General features: G+C 68.4%; 16 protein-coding genes and 2 tRNA genes. 3 read left to right on the forward strand and 15 right to left on the reverse strand.

Features of this window, described 5'->3' with window-relative positions; translation table 11 throughout:
- Positions 1-29 precede the first annotated feature (29 nt).
- Complete coding sequence (locus HMJ39_RS14535; protein ID WP_194297848.1) at positions 30-1,823, reverse strand: flavin-containing monooxygenase; 1,794 nt, start codon at positions 1,821-1,823, stop codon at positions 30-32.
- A gap of 313 nt (positions 1,824-2,136) precedes the next feature.
- On the opposite strand from HMJ39_RS14535, the gene HMJ39_RS14540 reads away from it, so the two are divergent.
- Positions 2,137-3,756, forward strand: coding sequence for a sigma-54-dependent Fis family transcriptional regulator (locus tag HMJ39_RS14540; RefSeq protein ID WP_194297849.1), 1,620 nt, complete (start codon positions 2,137-2,139; stop codon positions 3,754-3,756).
- On the opposite strand, the gene HMJ39_RS14545 is transcribed toward HMJ39_RS14540, so the two are convergent.
- The 14 genes from HMJ39_RS14545 to HMJ39_RS14610 all read right to left on the reverse strand — a co-directional run bounded on the left by HMJ39_RS14545 (position 3,722) and on the right by HMJ39_RS14610 (position 15,379).
- The gene (locus tag HMJ39_RS14545) at positions 3,722-4,045 is read right to left on the reverse strand and encodes a YdbL family protein (RefSeq protein WP_161384485.1); all 324 of its coding nucleotides are present in this window, start codon (positions 4,043-4,045) and stop codon (positions 3,722-3,724) included. The genes HMJ39_RS14540 and HMJ39_RS14545 overlap by 35 nt on opposite strands.
- Before the next feature lie 23 nt (positions 4,046-4,068).
- Positions 4,069-4,251, reverse strand: coding sequence for a YnbE family lipoprotein (locus HMJ39_RS14550; protein ID WP_161384486.1), 183 nt, complete (start codon positions 4,249-4,251; stop codon positions 4,069-4,071).
- On the reverse strand, positions 4,248-6,845 hold the full coding sequence (locus HMJ39_RS14555; protein ID WP_194297850.1) for an intermembrane phospholipid transport protein YdbH family protein: 2,598 nt from the start codon (positions 6,843-6,845) through the stop codon (positions 4,248-4,250). Before HMJ39_RS14555 ends, HMJ39_RS14550 begins: the two co-directional genes overlap by 4 nt.
- Positions 6,846-6,924: 79 nt before the next feature.
- On the reverse strand, positions 6,925-8,046 hold the full coding sequence (locus HMJ39_RS14560; protein ID WP_194297851.1) for an acyl-CoA dehydrogenase family protein: 1,122 nt from the start codon (positions 8,044-8,046) through the stop codon (positions 6,925-6,927).
- Between the two features lie 21 nt (positions 8,047-8,067).
- Complete coding sequence (locus HMJ39_RS14565) at positions 8,068-9,270, reverse strand: acyl-CoA dehydrogenase family protein (protein WP_194297852.1); 1,203 nt, start codon at positions 9,268-9,270, stop codon at positions 8,068-8,070.
- 307 nt (positions 9,271-9,577) lie between these two features.
- Positions 9,578-9,654, reverse strand: a tRNA-Pro gene (locus tag HMJ39_RS14570).
- Between the two features lie 102 nt (positions 9,655-9,756).
- Positions 9,757-10,113 carry a MerR family transcriptional regulator gene (locus HMJ39_RS14575; protein WP_138771170.1) on the reverse strand — a complete coding sequence of 119 codons (357 nt, stop codon included), beginning with the start codon at positions 10,111-10,113 and terminating at the stop codon, positions 9,757-9,759.
- Positions 10,094-10,393, reverse strand: a complete 300-nt coding sequence (gene ihfA, locus HMJ39_RS14580; protein ID WP_161384490.1) for an integration host factor subunit alpha — start codon at positions 10,391-10,393, stop codon at positions 10,094-10,096. Before ihfA ends, HMJ39_RS14575 begins: the two co-directional genes overlap by 20 nt.
- 28 nt (positions 10,394-10,421) lie before the next feature.
- A complete protein-coding gene (gene pheT, locus HMJ39_RS14585) occupies positions 10,422-12,797 on the reverse strand; it encodes a phenylalanine--tRNA ligase subunit beta (protein ID WP_194297853.1) in 2,376 nt (791 codons plus the stop codon).
- A gap of 35 nt (positions 12,798-12,832) precedes the next feature.
- Positions 12,833-13,852, reverse strand: a complete 1,020-nt coding sequence (pheS, locus tag HMJ39_RS14590; RefSeq protein ID WP_161384554.1) for a phenylalanine--tRNA ligase subunit alpha — start codon at positions 13,850-13,852, stop codon at positions 12,833-12,835.
- Between the two features lie 123 nt (positions 13,853-13,975).
- Positions 13,976-14,335, reverse strand: coding sequence for a 50S ribosomal protein L20 (gene rplT, locus HMJ39_RS14595; protein WP_161384492.1), 360 nt, complete (start codon positions 14,333-14,335; stop codon positions 13,976-13,978).
- Between the two features lie 26 nt (positions 14,336-14,361).
- Positions 14,362-14,556: a 50S ribosomal protein L35 gene (gene rpmI, locus HMJ39_RS14600; RefSeq protein ID WP_161384493.1), complete on the reverse strand. Its 195-nt coding sequence runs from the start codon at positions 14,554-14,556 to the stop codon at positions 14,362-14,364.
- A 53-nt stretch (positions 14,557-14,609) separates the two neighbouring features.
- Positions 14,610-15,152, reverse strand: coding sequence for a translation initiation factor IF-3 (gene infC, locus HMJ39_RS14605; RefSeq protein ID WP_161384555.1), 543 nt, complete (start codon positions 15,150-15,152; stop codon positions 14,610-14,612).
- Between the two features lie 150 nt (positions 15,153-15,302).
- A tRNA-Val gene (locus HMJ39_RS14610) sits at positions 15,303-15,379 on the reverse strand.
- 136 nt (positions 15,380-15,515) lie between these two features.
- Here HMJ39_RS14610 and HMJ39_RS14615 point away from each other — a divergent pair.
- On the forward strand, positions 15,516-16,796 hold the full coding sequence (locus tag HMJ39_RS14615; RefSeq protein ID WP_161384494.1) for an MgtC/SapB family protein: 1,281 nt from the start codon (positions 15,516-15,518) through the stop codon (positions 16,794-16,796).
- 92 nt (positions 16,797-16,888) lie between these two features.
- A partial coding sequence (locus HMJ39_RS14620; protein WP_194297855.1) for a leucine zipper domain-containing protein occupies positions 16,889-17,200 on the forward strand: 312 nt, incomplete at its 3' end.

Here is a 17,200-nt window from a genome sequence, read left to right on the forward strand (position 1 = left end):
AACCAGATCAAAAGTTGGCGTCGCGCCGGTCAGGCCAGGTGATGAACCTCCTGGCGGCCGTACACCGGCGTTTCCAGGCCTTCCATGCGCGCCTTGAGTTGCAAGGCCAGGAAGCGGGAATAGAACCGGGACTGATGCAGGTTGCCGCCGTGAAACCAGAGCCCCTGCTGGGCGGTGGGCTTCCACATGTTGCGCAGCTCGCCCTCCCAGGGCCCCGGGTCCTTGCTGGTGCCGGAGCCCATGCCCCAGCATTTGCCCACCTTGTCGGCCACCTCCTGGGAAATGATGCGCGCCGCCCAGCCGTTCATGGAGCCGAAACCGGTGGCGTAGACGATCAGGTCGGCGGGCAGTTCGCTGCCGTCGGTGAGGGTTACCGAGCGCGGGTTGATTTGCTCGATGCCGACGCCACTGCGCAGTTTGATGTCGCCGTTGGCGACCAGATCGCAGGCGCCCACGTCGATGTAGTAACCGGAGCCGCGACGCAGGTATTTCATGAACAGGCCGGAGCCGTCCTCGCCGAAATCGAGCATGAAGCCGGCGTCGCGCAAACGCTGGTAAAAATCCGCGTCCCGCTCGGCCACCTGGCGGTACACGGGAATGTGGAATTCCGGCATCACCCGGTAGGGCATGGAAGCAAAGGTCAGGTCCGCCCGTTCGGTGGTGACGCCATTGGCCACCGCCTCCTCGGAATACAGCGGGCCAAGCACCAGGTCCATCAGGGTGGCGGACTTGATCACATGGGTGGAGGAACGCTGGATCATGGTGACGTCGGCGCCGTGTTCCCACAGGGCCGCGCAAATGTCGTGGGCGGAGTTGTTGGCGCCCAGCACCACGCAGCGTTTGCCGGCGTAGCCTTCGCCGCCGGGGTGCTGGCTGGAATGGTGCTGCTCGCCTTCAAAGCTGTCCATGCCCGGGATGTCGGGCACATTGGGCATGCCGGACATGCCGGTGGCCAGCACCAGCTGTTTGGGGCGCAGGGTCACGGTGTCGCCGTCGCGGCGCACCGTCACCCGCCATTCGCCGGCCTGCTCGTCATACCGGGCGCCGGTGCATTCGCTACCGCCCCAGTAGTTGATCTCCATGACCCGGGTGTACATTTCCAGCCAGTCGCCAATCTTGTCCTTGGGCGAGAACACCGGCCAGTTGTCGGGAAACGGCAGGTACGGAAGGTGGTCGTACCAGACCGGATCGTGCAGGCACAGGGACTTGTAGCGATTGCGCCAGGAATCCCCGGGGCGCGGGTTCTTCTCCACCACGATGGTGGGCACGTTCAGTTGCCGCAGCCGCGCCGCCAGGCCGATGCCGCCCTGGCCGCCACCGATGATCACGCAGTAGGGCTGGCGGCTATAGCCCAGTTCCGCCTGCTCCGCCTGGCGTTCCTCCAGCCAGCTGCGGCGGTCCTTGAACACGCCATGGCGGGCGCCCTTGGGCCGGTTGGCGCCCCGTGGTTCCGGGTAATCGCGCAGTTCCTTCAAGGTGGTGAGCAGGGTCCAGGCCTTGCCGTCGCGCAGGCGCAGATGGCCCTCGCCATGGCCGAGCCGGGTTGTAAAGGTGATCCAGGCCTCGATCACGCCGTCGGTCTCGGTGGCCTCGCCGTCCAGGGCCCAGTCGGACGGCGCCGTGGATGCCACGGTGGCGTCGATCATGGCGCGCAGCTGGTCGCTGCCTTCGGCGGTTTTCAGGTTCCAGGTAAAAGCCACCAGGTCACGCCAGAAGCCGTTGTCCTCGAACAGGTCGGCGGCGCGGGCCGGCTGGTCGCTCCTCAGAGCCCGGTTCCAGTCATCGAGCCATTGTCGCGCTTGCGCGGTGGGGGTCAGGGTCATGGGGTTCTCCTCGCTGCGTTGTTGTTTTCCGGCCCCGTCGCGAAACGGGGCGCGCCCGGCTCTTCAGCAGAAGCCGTGCCAAGGTGCCCCGGGTGATGCGCCGGGCACCGCAACGACCTGAATGGAAAGGAAAATCCGTGCACGGACGGCGCCGACAAGACGCCCGGACCGGCTCGTTTCCGGCGAACACCCGTAACGCCCTGTAACGGGCCGGCGTTACAGGTGTAACTGGCACTCAAGTCGAATGGTGGCCGGCCGGGCGGCGGGCTAGCCTGGAACCGCTGGGATACCGACAAGAAAAGGCGGAGGTACCATGAGTGCCCTGGAACAGCAGCAACGCCACCATATCGACCGGGTACTCCGGTACGCGGACGGTCACCCCCGGCCGGACAATCCGATCGGCCGTTCCTGGAAGCGCTGTATCGAGGAATACGGCCTCGACCCGGCCAGCCCGAGGCCGGCGCGCATCGTCACCCACCGCATTCTGCGCGAGCATCAGGAGAGCGCCGACGAGTTCCTGAACGTGGCGCGGGCCGGCGTGGAGCAGCTTTACGGCCAGATCGCCCGGCTCGGCTATGTGCTGTTGCTCACCGACCAGAGAGGCATCACCGTGCAGTTTCTCGGCGACCGCCGGCATGATCGTCGCCTGCGCCAGGCCGGGCTGTACCTGGGCGCGGACTGGAACGAGCACCATGCCGGCACCTGCGCGGTGGGCACCTGCATCCGCGAGGGCCGGGCCCTGACCTGCCACCGCCAGGACCACTTCGACGCCACCCACATCGGCCTGACCTGCACCTCCGCGCCGATCACCGATCCCCAGGGGCGTCTGCTGGCGGTGCTGGATATTTCCGCGCTGGGCACCACCCTGTTCGGCACCCTGATCGAGCCGCGCCGACCGCCCCGGCCGCGCGCCGCCGACGATGGCGAACGGGTGCCCGCCCTGGACCGCCTGGCCGCCGACGACCCGGCCATGCGGCGCACCCTGGGCCTGGCCAAGCGCCTGCGTCACCGCGATGTCAGCCTGCTGATCCTGGGCGAGACCGGCACCGGCAAGGAGGTGCTGGCACGGGCCATCCACGATACCGGCGGCCGCCAGGCACGGCCATTCGTGGCGGTGAATTGCGCCGCCATCCCGGAATCCCTGATCGAGAGCGAACTGTTCGGCTACCGGCCGGGCACCTTCACCGGAGCCCGCGCCAAGGGCGCCCGGGGCCTGATTCAGCTGGCCCACGGCGGCACTCTGTTCCTGGATGAAATCGGCGACATGCCGCTGGCCCTGCAAACCCGGCTACTGCGGGTTCTGGCGGAGGGCGAGGTGCTGCCCCTGGGGGCGGAACAGCCGGTGAAGGTGGACTGCCGGGTGATCGCCGCCACCCACCGGGACCCGGCCCGGCTGATCGCCGAGGGCCGCTTCCGCGAGGATCTTTACTATCGCCTCAACGGCGCCACCCTGCGCCTGCCGCCGCTGCGAGAGCGGGCCGACAAGCAGCACGTGATCGCGGTGACCCTGGCGGAGCTGGGGCGGCACCTGGGCCGGCCGGCGCCGCGTCTGCGCGCGGACGCCATGAGCGCCCTGCTGGCCTGCCCGTGGCCGGGCAATGTGCGGCAACTGGCCAATGCCCTGACGTTCGCCGAGGCCACCCGCGACGGCGAGGAGATCACCGTGGCCGATCTGCCCGAGGAATGCCTGGAGCGGGTGATCGGGCCCGCCGCCGCGCCGGTGGACTCCGGCGACCCGGCCCGGGATGAACTGGAGCGGCTGCTCAAACGGCACCAATGGCGGATCAGCCCGGTGGCCCGTCACCTGGGCGTCTCCCGCCCCACGGTGTACCGGCGCATGCGCCGCCACCGGCTGACCCCGCCCAATCAGCGCGACGGCGAGGCGGGCGGGGAAGCGGCTACTTCTCCACCCACTGGCCGGTGGGGGTCTTGATGTACTGGCCGGCGGGGGTCTTCTCGATGGCTTTCTGCCCGGCCAGGTTGGACACCTGATCCAGGGTGATGCCGTTCTGCTTGGCGATGCGCTCGTAGGCGGCGCGCCGTTTTTCGTTGATGTCGGAGACCAGCTCCACCGCCCCCGAGGTGGCCTTCACCACGCCCAGATAGCCGTTCGGCTGCTCGCCCACCAGGCCCTCGGCCTTGGCCTGATCCAGGTCCAGGGCGGCGGCGGCCACGGACAGCAGCAGGGCCACGGCCAGCACCAGGTATCGAATCAATGTCATGGGTCCTCTCCTCAATGCCCTGATCAAAACAGCTCGCTGTCTTCGCTGAAGAGCTGATCAATGTCTTTCTCCACCTTGAGGCGGATTTCATGATCGATCTTCACGTTCAAATTGATGGTGATCGGCTCCTTGGGCGCCTCCAGCGCCACCCGCGGGGTGCAGGCGGCGAGAGGCAGGAGCAGCAGCACCAGCCCGAATGGTTTCATCGTTTCGACTCCGTCATGACCTGATCGGTGATGCGGTCACCGATGCGCAGACTGCGCAACAATTCCAGCACATTTTCCTTGTGGGTGTAATTAAAGACCACCGGCAGACCGTTTCGTTGCGGGTTGACGCCCTGGATGCGCACGGCGGCGTCCAGCCAGCCGTCCGCGGCCATGTCCACGCCGGCCTGGAATTGCTGGATGCGCAGCGGGTTGAGGGCGTCCAGGGCGAGGGACACGGCGCGGTTGGATTGCGCCATGGCCTGGGCGCCGCTGGACGGCAGGATGGCCAGGGACAGCGGCGTTTCGTTGGCGAGCCGGCCCTGGCGCACGGCGATGCTGTCGTGCAGCAGCCGCAGCGGCACATAGCCGCCCACCCGGCCGGACAGGGCCACCGCCGGTTCGCCCTGCAAGGCGGCCACTCGCGACAGTTCGATTTGCGTGATCACCACCGGCTGCCAGGCTGGCGACGGCCAGGTGAGCCGGGGAGTGCGAATCTCGCCACCCAGCACCCGGGCGTGGGCGCGGCGCACGGTCCAGGTGCTCAGATCGCTGTCCAGGTCCAGGCGCAGATCGGTGATCGGCACGCCCACGTCCAGGGACGCCAGGGTCAGCGGCGTCACCGTAGCCAGATGGGCGGCGCCGTCGTCCCAGTTGAGCGCCAGCTCGGCGTCCAGATCCCGGGCCTGCACACTGCCCCAGTCCAGGTCCAGATCGCGGCCGCTGGCCCGGCCGGCGAGATGCAGGGTGTCCGCCCAGCGCCATTCGCCGTCCAGGGTCAGGTCACCGCCCTGGAAGGTGAGCGGCAGCCCCCGGCTCATGGCCGGCCTCAGCGGGGAGGTACCACTCAGGGTACCGGCGTAGCCGCCGGGCCGGGCGCGGCCGCGCAGGTCCAGGCGGGTGTCCCAGCGCGGCACCTGGAGGTCCGCGCTCAGGGTGTCGCCGTCCAGCCGGGCGGTGCCGGTGAGCGGCGGCAGGGTCCAGCGCTCCGCCACCAGGCCCTCCGCCTCCAGGGAGAAGGCGCCCACCGGCCCGCGTTCGGTGAACCGCAGGGGCGTGGTGAGCCGGGCGCTGGCCGGCCGGATCAAGCGGTTGCCGCGCACCGAGCGGCCCAGGGCCAGGCGGGCGCCGGGCAGCACCTGGAATTGGTCCGCGTATTGCCAGCGCCCTTCCAGGGTCAGCGGGCCGTCGCCCAGGGCCGGCAGCGGACCGCCCTGCCCGCTCACCCGACCGCGCCAGCGATCATCGTCCCGGCGCGCTTGCGCGCGGGCCTGGAACGGCAGGTCACCGTAGCGGCCCTCCAGGGTGGCGGTGAGCGGCCAGGCCGGCGGCGTCACCCCGGCCACCGGCACCCGCGCCCGCACGTCCAGATCGCCGCCGCGCAGGCGCAACCGGGCCGGCTCGCCGTGCACGCCGGTGGGGCCGGCGTCGCCGCGCCACTGGCCGCTGAGCCGGTAGCCCTGCCAGCGACCGTCCAGGCTCAGGGCGCCTTGCCACTGGGCGTCGTTGGGGCGCCAGTACACCCGGCTTTCCGTGGTGGTGAGCGTCAGGTCCTGGTAGGTCGCTTCCAGGGGCAGCACGGCCTCGCCTTCCAGGGCCAGCGGCAGGGTCACCGGCTCGCGCAGGCGCAGGCTCACGGCGGGCTCCGGCAGGCTCACCTGGAACGGCGCCAGCCGCGCCCGGCCGTCCGCCCATTGGAAGGCGATGCGCCCCTGCCAGCCCTCGCTGAGCAGCAGCCAGCCCTGGCCCCGGCCGAAGCGTTCCGCGTCGCTGGTCAACGCCACGGCGGCCCGGCCCGGCGGGCCATTGACCACCAGCCGGGCGTCCACCTGGCTCAACGTCGGGCCGCGCCCCTCGGCGATCAGGTCCCGGCCCGGGCTCACCACCCAGCCACCGCCCAGGGCCAGGGGCTCGTCCAGGGCCGCGCGCAGGCGCCAGCGGTCATTGCGCCAGCGGGCGTTCAGGGTCAGATCGCCGGCGGGGCCCTGGCCGTCCAGGCCCAGGTTCCGGCCCAGCACCACCAGTTTGCCCTGGAACAGCTCGCCGGGGTGCCACTCGCCATCGCCCTGTACCGTGGCCCGGCCGGTGGCCTCGCGATCCCCGTCCAGGGCCAGGGACAGCGGCGCCGCGTCCAGGGTGCCGGTGAGCCGCCAGCGGCCCCGGTCGCGCCGGTACTCCCCCTCCAGCTCGCTGCCGCGAAATTCCAGGTGGCCCCGCCAGCGGCCAGCGGCCTGACGCAGACGCGCCATCAGCGGTGGGTAATCCTGGTACTGCAGCGCCCAGACGGTGACATCCAGGGCCGGCAAGGACGGCAGGCTGATGGGCTCATCGGTGGCCGGGCAATCGTGGATGCCCACCGTATCCAGGGTCAGTGTCAGCGGCGCCAGGCCGCTCAGCCGGGCACCGTGCACGTCCACCTGGCGGCAGCCGCCGCTTTCGTACCAGAGCGCGTCCAGGGTGAGTCCCTGGCGCCAGCCGATGCCCTGCCAATGCACGCCGAACAGCGGCGCCGCCAGCAGGGCCACCACCGGCACCAGCAGCAGGATCAGGGGAAGCAGCCAAAAGAGGTGTGTTTTGCGGAAGCGTTTCTGCGCCATCAAGCCTGGGACCTTGTTCCCTGGTCGGGGGCCCCAAGCATGGCGGTTTCCGCGCCAAGAATACAGTCATGGCGCGGGTTCAGGCGTCGGCGAACGCCGCCAGATGGGCGTCGGCGCCGCCGAACAGGCCGTTGATGGCGGTGAGCCGCTTGAAGTAGTGCCCCACGGCCAGCTCGTCGGTCATGCCCATGCCGCCGTGCAGCTGGATCGCTTCCTGGGCCAGGTGGCGGCCGTCCAGGCCCAGCCGCGCCTTGAGCGCGTGCACCGCGCGGCGGGCGTCGGCGTGGCCCTCGGCTACCTTGAGGGTGGCGGCGAGCAGCAGCGAGCGCAACTGCTCCAGGGCCATGAACATGTCCGCCATGCGATGCTGCAGGGCCTGGAAATCGCCGATCGGCACGCCGAACTGGCGGCGGGTCTTGGCGTATTCCACGGTGTCGTCGAGCAGCACCGACAGCGCGCCCACCGCCTCGGCGCCCAGGGCCAGGAGGGCCTCGTCCAGGGTGGCGCGCAGCGGCGCCAGGGCGCCGCCGGGTTCGCCCACCAGGGCCTCGGCGGGCAGGTGCACACGCTCCAGGGTGAGCTTGGCGGCGGTGTGGCCGTCCACGGTGCGATGCGGTGCCAGACTTACCCCGTCCTGGTCCGGCGTCAGCCAGAACAGGGACAGGCCGTGCTCGTCACCGGGGACGCCGCCGGTGCGCGCCAGCACCAGGAGGGCGTCCGCCTGATCGCCGTTAAGCACCAGGGCCTTGCGGCCGTCGAGCCGATAGCCGCCCTGCTCCGCCGTGGCGGTGAGGGCGGTGTTTTCCGGCGCGAACACGCGCTCGTACTCGTCCAGCGCCAGGGCCAGTTGCAGCCGTCCTTCGATCAGCGCCGGCAGGTGACGCTCCCGCCAGGCCGGGCCGGCCCGGCGCAGCAGACCGCCGCCCAATACCACCGTGGGCACATAGGGCGCCACCACCAGGCCACGCCCCAGTTCCTCCATGAGCACCAGGGTTTCCACCGGGCCGCCACCCAGGCCACCGTCGTCCTCGGCGAACGGCAACGCCAGCCAGCCCAGCTCGGCGAATTGCCGCCACAGGGCCGCGTCCAGGGGCCGCCGGGTCTTGTCCCGGCGGCGGGCTTCGCCGTCATGACCATCGCGCACCCAGCGGCGTACGCTGTCGGCGAGCATTTGCTGTTCTTCCGTCAGGGAAAAGTTCATGGCCTCGCTCCTGATTGGCCGTCAAAGTCCCAGCACCGCCTTGGCGATGATGCCCCTCTGTACCTCGTTGGAACCGCCGTAGATGGAGCAGGCCCGGGCGTTCAGATAGGACGCCATGGTGGTGAGCGCGTACTCCGGCCCCAGCGGCGCCTCGCCGCCACCGGGCACCAGAGCCCCGGGCTGCCAGAGCAGCGCCTGGGCGCCCAGGGTGTCCACCGCCAGCTCGGTGACCCGCTGCTGCAGCTCGGTGCCGAGAATCTTGGTCATGGACGACAGCGCCCCCGGGTCCTTGCCGGCGGACAGCGCCGACTTGATGCGCTGCTCGGTGAACGACAGGGCCAGCACCCGGGTTTCGCAGTCCGCCACCTGGCGACGCCACAGCGGGTCGTCCGCCAGGCTGCCGGTGGCGGTGGCCTGACGGCGGGCCCGGGCCTTGAGTTGTTCCAGCTGCACGCCCAGCCCCGGCGCGTAGTCCTGGCCGCCGCGCTCGAAGGTGAGCAGGTACTTGGCCACGGTCCAGCCGTCATTCTCCTCGCCCACCCGGTTGGCCTTGGGCACGCGCACGTTGTCGAAGAACACCTGGCACTGCTCCGGCACTTCGTCCAGGCCGACGATGGGCTCCACGGTGATGCCCGGCGTGGCCATGTCCAGCAGCAGGAAGGTGATGCCGGCCTGGGGCTTGCCGTCGCGACGGGTGCGCACCAGCAGGAACATGCGGTTGGCGTGGTGGGCGTAGGTGGTCCAGATCTTGGTGCCGTTGATTACGTAGTGGTCGCCGTCGCTTTCCGCGAAGGTCTTCAGCGACGCCAGGTCGGAGCCGGCGCCGGGCTCCGAATAGCCCTGGCACCAGATATCCTCGCCGGACAGGATGCGCGGCAGATAGTGGGCTTTCTGCTCCTCGGTGCCGTAGCCGATCAGACAGGGGCCGCACATCTGCAGGCCCATGGGGATCAGCGGCGGCGCGCCGGCGCGCACCAGTTCCTCGGCGAACACGGTGCGCTGGCCCACGCTCCAGCCGGTGCCGCCGTATTCCCGGGGCCAGTGCGGCGCCGCCCAGCCCTGCTCATGGAGAATGCGCTGCCAGTCCATGGCCTGCTTCACCGGCGCGAACACCGAGGTGGTGAGGCGCCCGGCCTCGCGGATTTCCGGGGTCATGGCGCGTGCCAGAAAGTCGCGGACTTCCTCGCGGAAGGATTGTTCGTGATCGGGAATGGTCAGGTCCATGCCGGCGCTCCTTGAGGGTCACGCCGGGCAGCATAGAACCCGCGCGGTTTCGCCACAGTGACGCAAGCCGCCACCGACCTGTCGGGAACGGTCAGGGACGGGACACCGAAACGAAAAAGCCCGGCATTACGCCGGGCTTCTTCTTTGCGATTTGGTCGGGACGGGAGGGTCCGACAGGTCCCCGGCGCAAGCACCGCTTGCGCCCTGGCGGACGCCCGAGGCATGCAGGCCGAGGGCCGGCAATCCGGCCCGGCGGTATCCGGAAACGAAAAAGCCCGGCATTACGCCGGGCTTCTTCTTTGCGATTTGGTCGGGACGGGAGGATTCGAACCTCCGACCCCCACAACCCCATTGTGGTGCGCTACCAGACTGCGCTACGCCCCGAATCGTCGGGCTTCGTCACGGGCACCGTGGCGAAGCGGCGGGAATCATAACGGATAAGCGCGGGGGATGGAACCCGGAATCGGTGCCGATGACACTGTTTGCTCAGGTGTTGAGCACGTCCAGCACGTCCTCCAGCTCGACGATCATCTGGCGGATCATCTGGTGGTAGCGGGTAGCGTGCTCGGCGTTGGCGTCGCCGGAGAGCTGCTGACGGGCGCCGCCGATGGTGAAGCCCTGCTCGTAGAGCAGGCTGCGGATCTGGCGGATGGTGAGCACGTCCTGGCGCTGGTAGTAGCGCCGGTTGCCGCGCCGCTTCACCGGCTTGAGCTGGGGGAATTCCTGCTCCCAGTAACGCAGCACGTGCGGCTTCACGTCGCACAGCTCACTGACCTCACCGATGGTGAAGTAACGCTTGCCGGGGATCGCCGGCAATTCGTCGTTATGACTGGGTTCGAGCATAGTCTTCCACCCGCTGCTTCAATTTTTGACCGGGCCGGAAGGTCACCACGCGGCGCGCGGAGATCGGGATTTCCTCGCCGGTCTTGGGGTTGCGGCCGGGGCGCTCGCTTTTGTCACGGAGATCGAAGTTACCAAAACCGGAGAGCTTCACCGGCCGGTTCTCGGCCAGTGAATCCCGGATTTCCTCGAAGAAGGTTTCCACCAGTTCCTTGGCTTCACGCTTATTGAGACCGAGCTCCTCATGCAGCCGGTCGGCCATGTCTGCCTTGGTCAGCGCCATGGAAATTGCCTCGAATCAGCCCCTGCCATCAGTCCCTGAGGGTCGCGTTAAACTGTTGTTTTAACTGGATTACCACCTGCTCGACCAGGTCATTCACCTGGGCGTCCCTAAGAGTGCGCGAAGGATCCTGGAAGGTCAAGGTCAGGGCCAGGCTTTTGCGCCCCGGCTCGATGTGCTCGCCCTGGTAGACGTCGAACAGGCGCACATCCCGCAGGCGCTCGTCGCAGGCGGCGCGCACGGCGGCGATCAGATCGCCGGCGGCCACCTGGTCGTCCATGACGAAGGCCAGGTCACGTTGCACCCGGGGCTGGTCCGAGACCGGCTGGAAGCGCGGCAGCAGGCCGTCACGCAGGGGCGCCAGGGCCAGCTCGAACAGGTACAGGTCCTTGGGCAGGTCCAGATCCTTGGCGAGACGCGGATGCAGCTTGCCCAGGTAACCAACCACGGCGCCGTCGCGGACCAGCTCGGCGCACTGGCCCGGGTGCAGGGCCGGGTGCTGGCCGGGCCGGACCTGGAAGGCGGTGGCGTCGGAGAGCGCCACCAGGGCTTCCACGTCGCCCTTCAGGTCGTAGAAGTCCACCTGGCGGGCCTTGGCCTGCCAGTGGGCGGGCTCGGCGCTGCCGTACAGCAGGCCGGCGATCATCGGCTCCTGGTTCAGGCCGTCGTCGCCGGGCACGAACCGCAGGCCGGTTTCGAACAGGCGCAGGCGGTCGATCTGGCGGTTCAGGTTGCGGCCTGCGGCGTTGAGCAGGCCGGCGAACAGGCTGGTGCGCATCACGCCCAGGTCCGCGGAGATCGGGTTCATCAGCGCCAGGGGCGGATGTTCCGGGTCCACCTTGGCGAGCAGGTCCGGGGCCACGAAGCTGTAGGTGATGGCCTCCAGGTATCCCCGGTCGCGCAGGGTGTCCGCCAGGCGGCGGACCGGCAGCAGATGCTCGCCTTCCGGCTCCCCGGCGGGAGTGCCCGCCGGCACCCGGCTGGGCAGGTTCTCGTAGCCGTGCACCCGGGCCAGTTCCTCGATCAGGTCCTCCTCGATGGCCATGTCGAAGCGCCAACTCGGCGGGGTCACCGACCAGCGGCCGTCGCCGTCGGCGGTCACGTCCATGCCCAGGCGGGTGAGGATGTCCTCGATGTCGGCGTCCGCCAGGGCGGCGCCGAGCAGCGCGGTAACCTTGTCCGCGCGCAGGGTGATCGCCGCCGGCGCCGGAATCCGCGCCGCGTCGCCCTGCTCGGTGACCGGACCGGCCTCGCCGCCGGCGATGGCCACGATCAGGGCGCTGGCGCGCTCCATGGCGCGCTGCTGCAGCGCCGGGTCCACGCCGCGTTCGTAGCGGTGCGAGGAATCGGTGTGCAGGCCATAGCCGCGGGCCTTGCCGACGATGGTCAGCGGGTTGAAGAAGGCGCATTCCAGGAACAGGTCGGTGGTGCCTTCCGCCACGGCGGTGGGCCGGCCGCCCATGATACCGGCCAGCGCCACCGGGCCGCCGCCGTCGGCGATCACCAGGGTGTCGTCGCGCAGCTCCAGGGTCTGGTCGTCCAGGGTTCGCAGCTGCTCGCCGGCGCGGGCCTTGCGCACCACGATGCCGCCGTCGAGCTTGTTCAGGTCGAAGGCGTGCAGGGGCTGCCCCAGTTCCAGCAGCACGTAGTTGGTGACGTCCACGATCGGGTCGATGGAACGCAGGCCGGCGCGACGCAGGCGCTCCACCATCCACAGCGGGGTGGCGGCGGCCGGGTCGATGCCTCGGATCACGCGGCCCAGGTAGCGCGGGCAGCCTTCGGTGTCCTCCACGGTGACCGGGAAGGTGGCGTCCACGGCGGCGGCCAGGGGCTCGCCGACGGGCTCGGTGACCGGGGCGCGGTTGAGCACGCCCACTTCCCGGGCCACGCCGCGCAGGCTCAGGCAGTCCGCCCGGTTGGGGGTCAGGTCCACTTCGATGACGGTGTCGTCCAGGTTCAGCCAGGCGCGGATGTCGGCGCCCACCGGGGCGTCCGCCGGCAGCTCCAGCAGGCCGTCGATGAGGTCCTCAAGGCCCAGTTCCGAACCGCCGCAGAGCATGCCCTCGGAGGGCTGGCCGCGCAGCTTGGCCTTCTTGATCTTGAGGTCGCCGGGCAGTTGCGCGCCGACCTTGGCGAAGGGCGCCTTGAGGCCCTCGCGGGCATTGGGGGCGCCGCATACCACCGGGAAGGTGGCGTCGCCGTCGCTGACCTGGCACAGGCGCAGCTTGTCGGCGTCCGGGTGCGGCTGGCAGCTGACGATCTCGCCCACCACCACGCCGGTGAAGGGGGCGGCCGCCGGCTCCACGGCGTCCACTTCCAGGCCGGCCATGGTCAGTTGGTGGACCAGCGTGTCGGTGTCGATGTCGGGATTGACCCATTCCCGCAACCAGGCTTCGTTGAAACGCATTCTTGGTTATCCTCGGATTCCGTGGCGTGGTGGACTCAGGCGAATTGCGACAGGAAACGGGCGTCGTTCTCGAAGAACAGACGCAGATCGTTGACGCCGTAGCGCAGCATAGCCAGCCGCTCGATGCCCATGCCGAAAGCGAAGCCGCTGTAGCGCGCCGGGTCCACGCCGCCGTGTTCCAGCACCTTGGGGTGCACCATGCCGCAGCCCATGATTTCCAGCCAGCCGCTGTGGGAGCACACCCGGCAGCCTTCGCCGCCGCAGCTCACGCAGCCCACGTCCACCTCGGCGCTGGGCTCGGTGAACGGGAAATAGCTGGGCCGGAAACGCACCGGCAGATCGTCCACCTCGAAGATGAACTTCAGGAACGCCGCCACCGTGCCCTTGAGGTCGGCGAAGGTGATGTTCTCGTCCACCAGCAGCCCTTCCACCTGGTGGAACATGGGCGTGTGGGTCAGGTCCGAGTCGCAGCGATAGACGCGCCCCGGGGCGATGATGCGGAACGGCGGTTCGCCTTTCTGCATCACCCGCACCTGCACCGGCGAGGTGTGGGTGCGCAGCAGCCGGCCGTCACCGAAGTAGAAGGTGTCGTGCATGGCCCGGGCCGGGTGGTGGGCGGGGATGTTGAGCGCCTCGAAGTTGTGGAAGTCGTCTTCCACCTCCGGGCCCTCGGCGATGTCGAAACCGAGGCGCTGGAAGAAGTCCTCCATGCGCCGGCGCATGCGGGTCACCGGGTGCAGGGCACCGGGGCGCTCGCCCCGGCCAGGCAGGGTCACGTCCAGGGATTCCGCGCCCAGTTGCTCATTGAGCGCCGCTTCCTCGAGCGCCGCGCGGCGCTCGTCGATGGCCGCCTGCACGCGCTGCTTGCCCTCGTTGATGAGCGCGCCGGCCTTGGGCCGTTCTTCCGCGCTCAGGCCCCCCAGGCTTTTCAGCAGGGCGCTGATCTCGCCTTTTTTGCCCAGATAACGGACCCGCACCTCGTCCAGGGCGCGCGCGTCCGCCGCGCCGGCCACTTCCGCCAGCGCCGCCTCCACCAGGCTTTCCAGGTTCTCCATCATACGATTTACCGTTCCCGTGTTATCTGTATTGGGCCTTCCCAACGAAAACGGGGGAAGAGCGCGAGCTCTTCCCCCGTTTCAGAGTACTGTCGTCTTATTACAGACGGATCGACAGTCGGCTCAGGCGGCGAGACTCGCTTTGGCTTTCTCGGCCAAAGCGCCAAACGCTACCTGGTCACGGACCGCGATGTCCGCCAGCACCTTGCGATCGATCTCGATGGACGCCTTCTTCAGGCCGTCGATCATACGGCTGTAGGACAGACCGTTGAGACGGGCCGCGGCGTTGATGCGCACGATCCAGAGACGACGGAACTGACGCTTGCGTACCTTGCGGTCCCGGTAGGCGTACTGACCGGCCTTGATGACCGCCTGTACCGCCACGCGGTAAACGCGACTGCGGGCACCGTAGTAACCCTTGGCTTGCTTGAGAACTTTCTTGTGCCGGCGACGGGCCTGCACACCACGCTTAACTCGAGCCATTCTTCAGACCTCCAAAAACCGGTATATCAGGTGTAGGGCATCATGCGCTTGACCAGTGCCACGTCAGCTTCGTGGACCTGGGTGCGCGGACGCAGATGACGAATGGTCTTGGCGGACTTCTTCGTCAGGATGTGGTTTTTGAATGCCTGCTTACGCTTGAAACCGGAGGCGGTTTTCTTGAAACGCTTTGCGGCCCCGCGGTTTGTCTTGATCTTGGGCATGGTACCTATCTCAAGTTCGTGTGTGATTGAAACGGAAACAACCGGCGAGCCGGTTATTTCTTCTTCTTGCTGCCCGGGCTGAGCACCATGATCATCTGGCGCCCTTCCATGTTCGGGCGTTGCTCCACGGAGCCATGCTCCGCGAGATCGGCCTCCACCCGCTCCAGCAGTTCGCGACCCAGCTCCTGGTGAGCCATTTCACGACCGCGGAAACGCACGGTGACCTTGGTCTTGTCGCCGGCTTCCAGGAAGCGCTTGAGGTTACGCAGTTTCACCTCATAGTCGCCGGAATCAGTGCCGGGACGGAATTTGATTTCCTTCAGCTGAGTCTGGCGCGTCTTCTTGCGCGACTCTTTCGCCTTTTGCTTCTGCTCGAACAGATGCTTGCCGTAATCCATGATCCGGCATACCGGCGGTTCCGCGTCGGGAGAAATTTCCACCAGATCCAGCTGCTTGCCACTGGCCTGCTCGAGGGCTTCCTCGAGGGGCACGATGCCGACTTGTTCCCCTTCAGGGTCGATCAGACGAACCTGGGGAGCCTGGATTTGCTGATTGATTCTGGCCCGCTGCTCGCGGCCCTTGCCTCCACGCTTAATGTCGTGAACCTCCGGTTGATTATTCGAACATGGCCCTTAACGGGCCCGCGCCATCCTATGGATAGCCGGATATTCTAGGTCACGCCCCGGCAACCGTAAACCCGCCGGGGGCACGGAACGGCGCGAACCTGGAGATGGCGCGAAAAGAACTGGTAGGCACGAGTGGATTCGAACCACCGACCCCCACCATGTCAAGGTGGTGCTCTAACCAACTGAGCTACGTGCCTGCAGAGGGGCGCAATTCTAGGCAGCCGGGACGCCGCTGGCAAGCCCCGACGGCGGCTTTATTGACGCGGATCGGGCCCGGCGGCCGGTTCGGCGGTATATTGGCGGCTCGTGACCACCGGCCGAGCGGGATCCGCCATGAATCAGCTTCTCAACGACCTGCCCAACGACGCCGCCACCCTGATGGGCCTGGGGCTGGCCCTGGTGCTCGGGTTGCTGGTGGGCATCCAGCGCGGCTGGCGCGACCGCGACCAGACCGCCGGCCAGCGCGTGGCCGGGGTGCGCACCCACGCCCTGGTGGGCCTGCTGGGCGGGGTGTGCGCGGTGCTGGTGCCAAGCATCGGGGCGCCGATCCTGCCGGTGGCCTTCGTCACCCTGGCGCTGATCGCCACCCTGGCCACCGGCCTGCGCGCCTACCGGGTCAGCGATTACAGCATCACCGGCCTGGTGGGGCTGCTGCTCACCTTCCTGGTCGGGGTGCTGGTGATTCTGGAGTCGGCGGCGGTGGCGGCGGCCGTGGCGGTGATCACCACCATCGTGCTGGACAACAAGAAGGAAGCCCACGACCTGCTGCGCCGGCTGGAGGAGCGGGAGCTGGACGCCGCCCTCAAGCTGCTGCTGATCTCGGTGGTGATCCTGCCGATGCTGCCCAACCAGGGCTACGGCCCGGGCGGCATGATCAACCCCTACGAGATCTGGTGGATGGTGGTGCTGATCGCCTCGATCTCCTTCCTGGGGTATTTCGCGGTGAAGGTAGGCGGCACCCGGCGGGGGCTGCTGTTCACCAGCGTGTTCGCCGGGCTCAGCTCGTCCACCGCCCTCACTCTGCACTTCGCCCGCCTGTCGCGGCGCTCGCCGGCGCTGTCGCCGTTGCTGGCCGCCGGCATCCTGCTCGCCTGCGGCACCATGTTCCCGCGCATTCTGATCTACTGCCTGCTGATCAACCGCGAGCTGCTGCCCACCCTGGCGGTGCCGATCCTGACCATGGCCGGGGTGCTGTACGCCTCGGCGCTGATCATCACGCTGCGTCACCGGGGCGACATCAGCCTGGAGCAGCCGGCGCTGACCCAGAACCCCCTGGAGCTGAAGTCGGCGCTGTTCTTCGGCCTGCTGCTGCTGGCGATCCTGTTCCTGGGCGCCCTGCTCCAGGAATGGCTGGGCGACGCCGGCATCTACCTGCTGGCCGCCTCGTCCGGGGTCGCCGACGTGGACGCCATCACCCTGTCGCTGACACGCCTGTCCCGGCAGGGCCTGGCGCTGCCCACGGCGGTGACGGCGATCGTGCTGGCGACCGTGGTCAACAACCTGGTCAAGACCGGCATGGCGGTGTTCATCGGCGGCTGGCGGCTGGGGCGCTCGATCCTGCTGCCGATGGCCGTGGCCCTGGGCGGCGGCCTGCTCATCGCCTGGCTGCCGTGAGGCGCTAGCTGTGACCTTTCAGTAGGTTGTTCATTCGGGGCGTACCCGGAAGACTGGAGGTGTGAGACTACGCAGCCCTCCAGGAGCCCCGAATGAACAGCCACCAAAATGCCCGATTAACCGTCCATGGTCGAGCCTTGCTTGTGACTCGCATCCTCAAACACGGCCTGCGCCCCGAAGAAGCCGCCCAAGCCATGGGCGTGAGTGTGCGCACCGCCTACAAGTGGCTCGCCCGTTATCGCAAAGAGGGCCGCTCAGGCCTGCGAAACCGCTCCTCAAGGCCTTACCGGTGCCCCCATCAGATCGACGAGACCCGGCGTCAACGCATCATTCAAGCTCGCTACAAGCGGCGGATTTACCGTCAGATCAGCCAGGAGACCGGAATCAGTGTCAGCACCATCGCC

Origin of the sequence: Alloalcanivorax profundimaris (assembly GCF_015265435.1) — a bacterium.
Taxonomy (GTDB): domain Bacteria; phylum Pseudomonadota; class Gammaproteobacteria; order Pseudomonadales; family Alcanivoracaceae; genus Alloalcanivorax; species Alloalcanivorax profundimaris.

Coding starts and splice junctions, on each gene's coding strand:
- HMJ39_RS14615 (WP_161384494.1), top strand. CDS start 15,516: ATGAATCAGCTTCTCAACGACCTGCCCAACGACGCCGCCACCCTGATG.
- ihfA (WP_161384490.1), bottom strand. CDS start 10,393: ATGGCGCTGACCAAGGCAGACATGGCCGACCGGCTGCATGAGGAGCTC.
- pheT (WP_194297853.1), bottom strand. CDS start 12,797: ATGCGTTTCAACGAAGCCTGGTTGCGGGAATGGGTCAATCCCGACATC.
- HMJ39_RS14545 (WP_161384485.1), bottom strand. CDS start 4,045: ATGACATTGATTCGATACCTGGTGCTGGCCGTGGCCCTGCTGCTGTCC.
- rpmI (WP_161384493.1), bottom strand. CDS start 14,556: ATGCCCAAGATCAAGACAAACCGCGGGGCCGCAAAGCGTTTCAAGAAA.
- HMJ39_RS14560 (WP_194297851.1), bottom strand. CDS start 8,046: ATGAACTTTTCCCTGACGGAAGAACAGCAAATGCTCGCCGACAGCGTA.
- HMJ39_RS14565 (WP_194297852.1), bottom strand. CDS start 9,270: ATGGACCTGACCATTCCCGATCACGAACAATCCTTCCGCGAGGAAGTC.
- rplT (WP_161384492.1), bottom strand. CDS start 14,335: ATGGCTCGAGTTAAGCGTGGTGTGCAGGCCCGTCGCCGGCACAAGAAA.
- HMJ39_RS14540 (WP_194297849.1), top strand. CDS start 2,137: ATGAGTGCCCTGGAACAGCAGCAACGCCACCATATCGACCGGGTACTC.
- HMJ39_RS14550 (WP_161384486.1), bottom strand. CDS start 4,251: ATGAAACCATTCGGGCTGGTGCTGCTGCTCCTGCCTCTCGCCGCCTGC.
- pheS (WP_161384554.1), bottom strand. CDS start 13,852: ATGGAGAACCTGGAAAGCCTGGTGGAGGCGGCGCTGGCGGAAGTGGCC.
- HMJ39_RS14575 (WP_138771170.1), bottom strand. CDS start 10,113: ATGCTCGAACCCAGTCATAACGACGAATTGCCGGCGATCCCCGGCAAG.
- HMJ39_RS14555 (WP_194297850.1), bottom strand. CDS start 6,845: ATGGCGCAGAAACGCTTCCGCAAAACACACCTCTTTTGGCTGCTTCCC.
- HMJ39_RS14535 (WP_194297848.1), bottom strand. CDS start 1,823: ATGACCCTGACCCCCACCGCGCAAGCGCGACAATGGCTCGATGACTGG.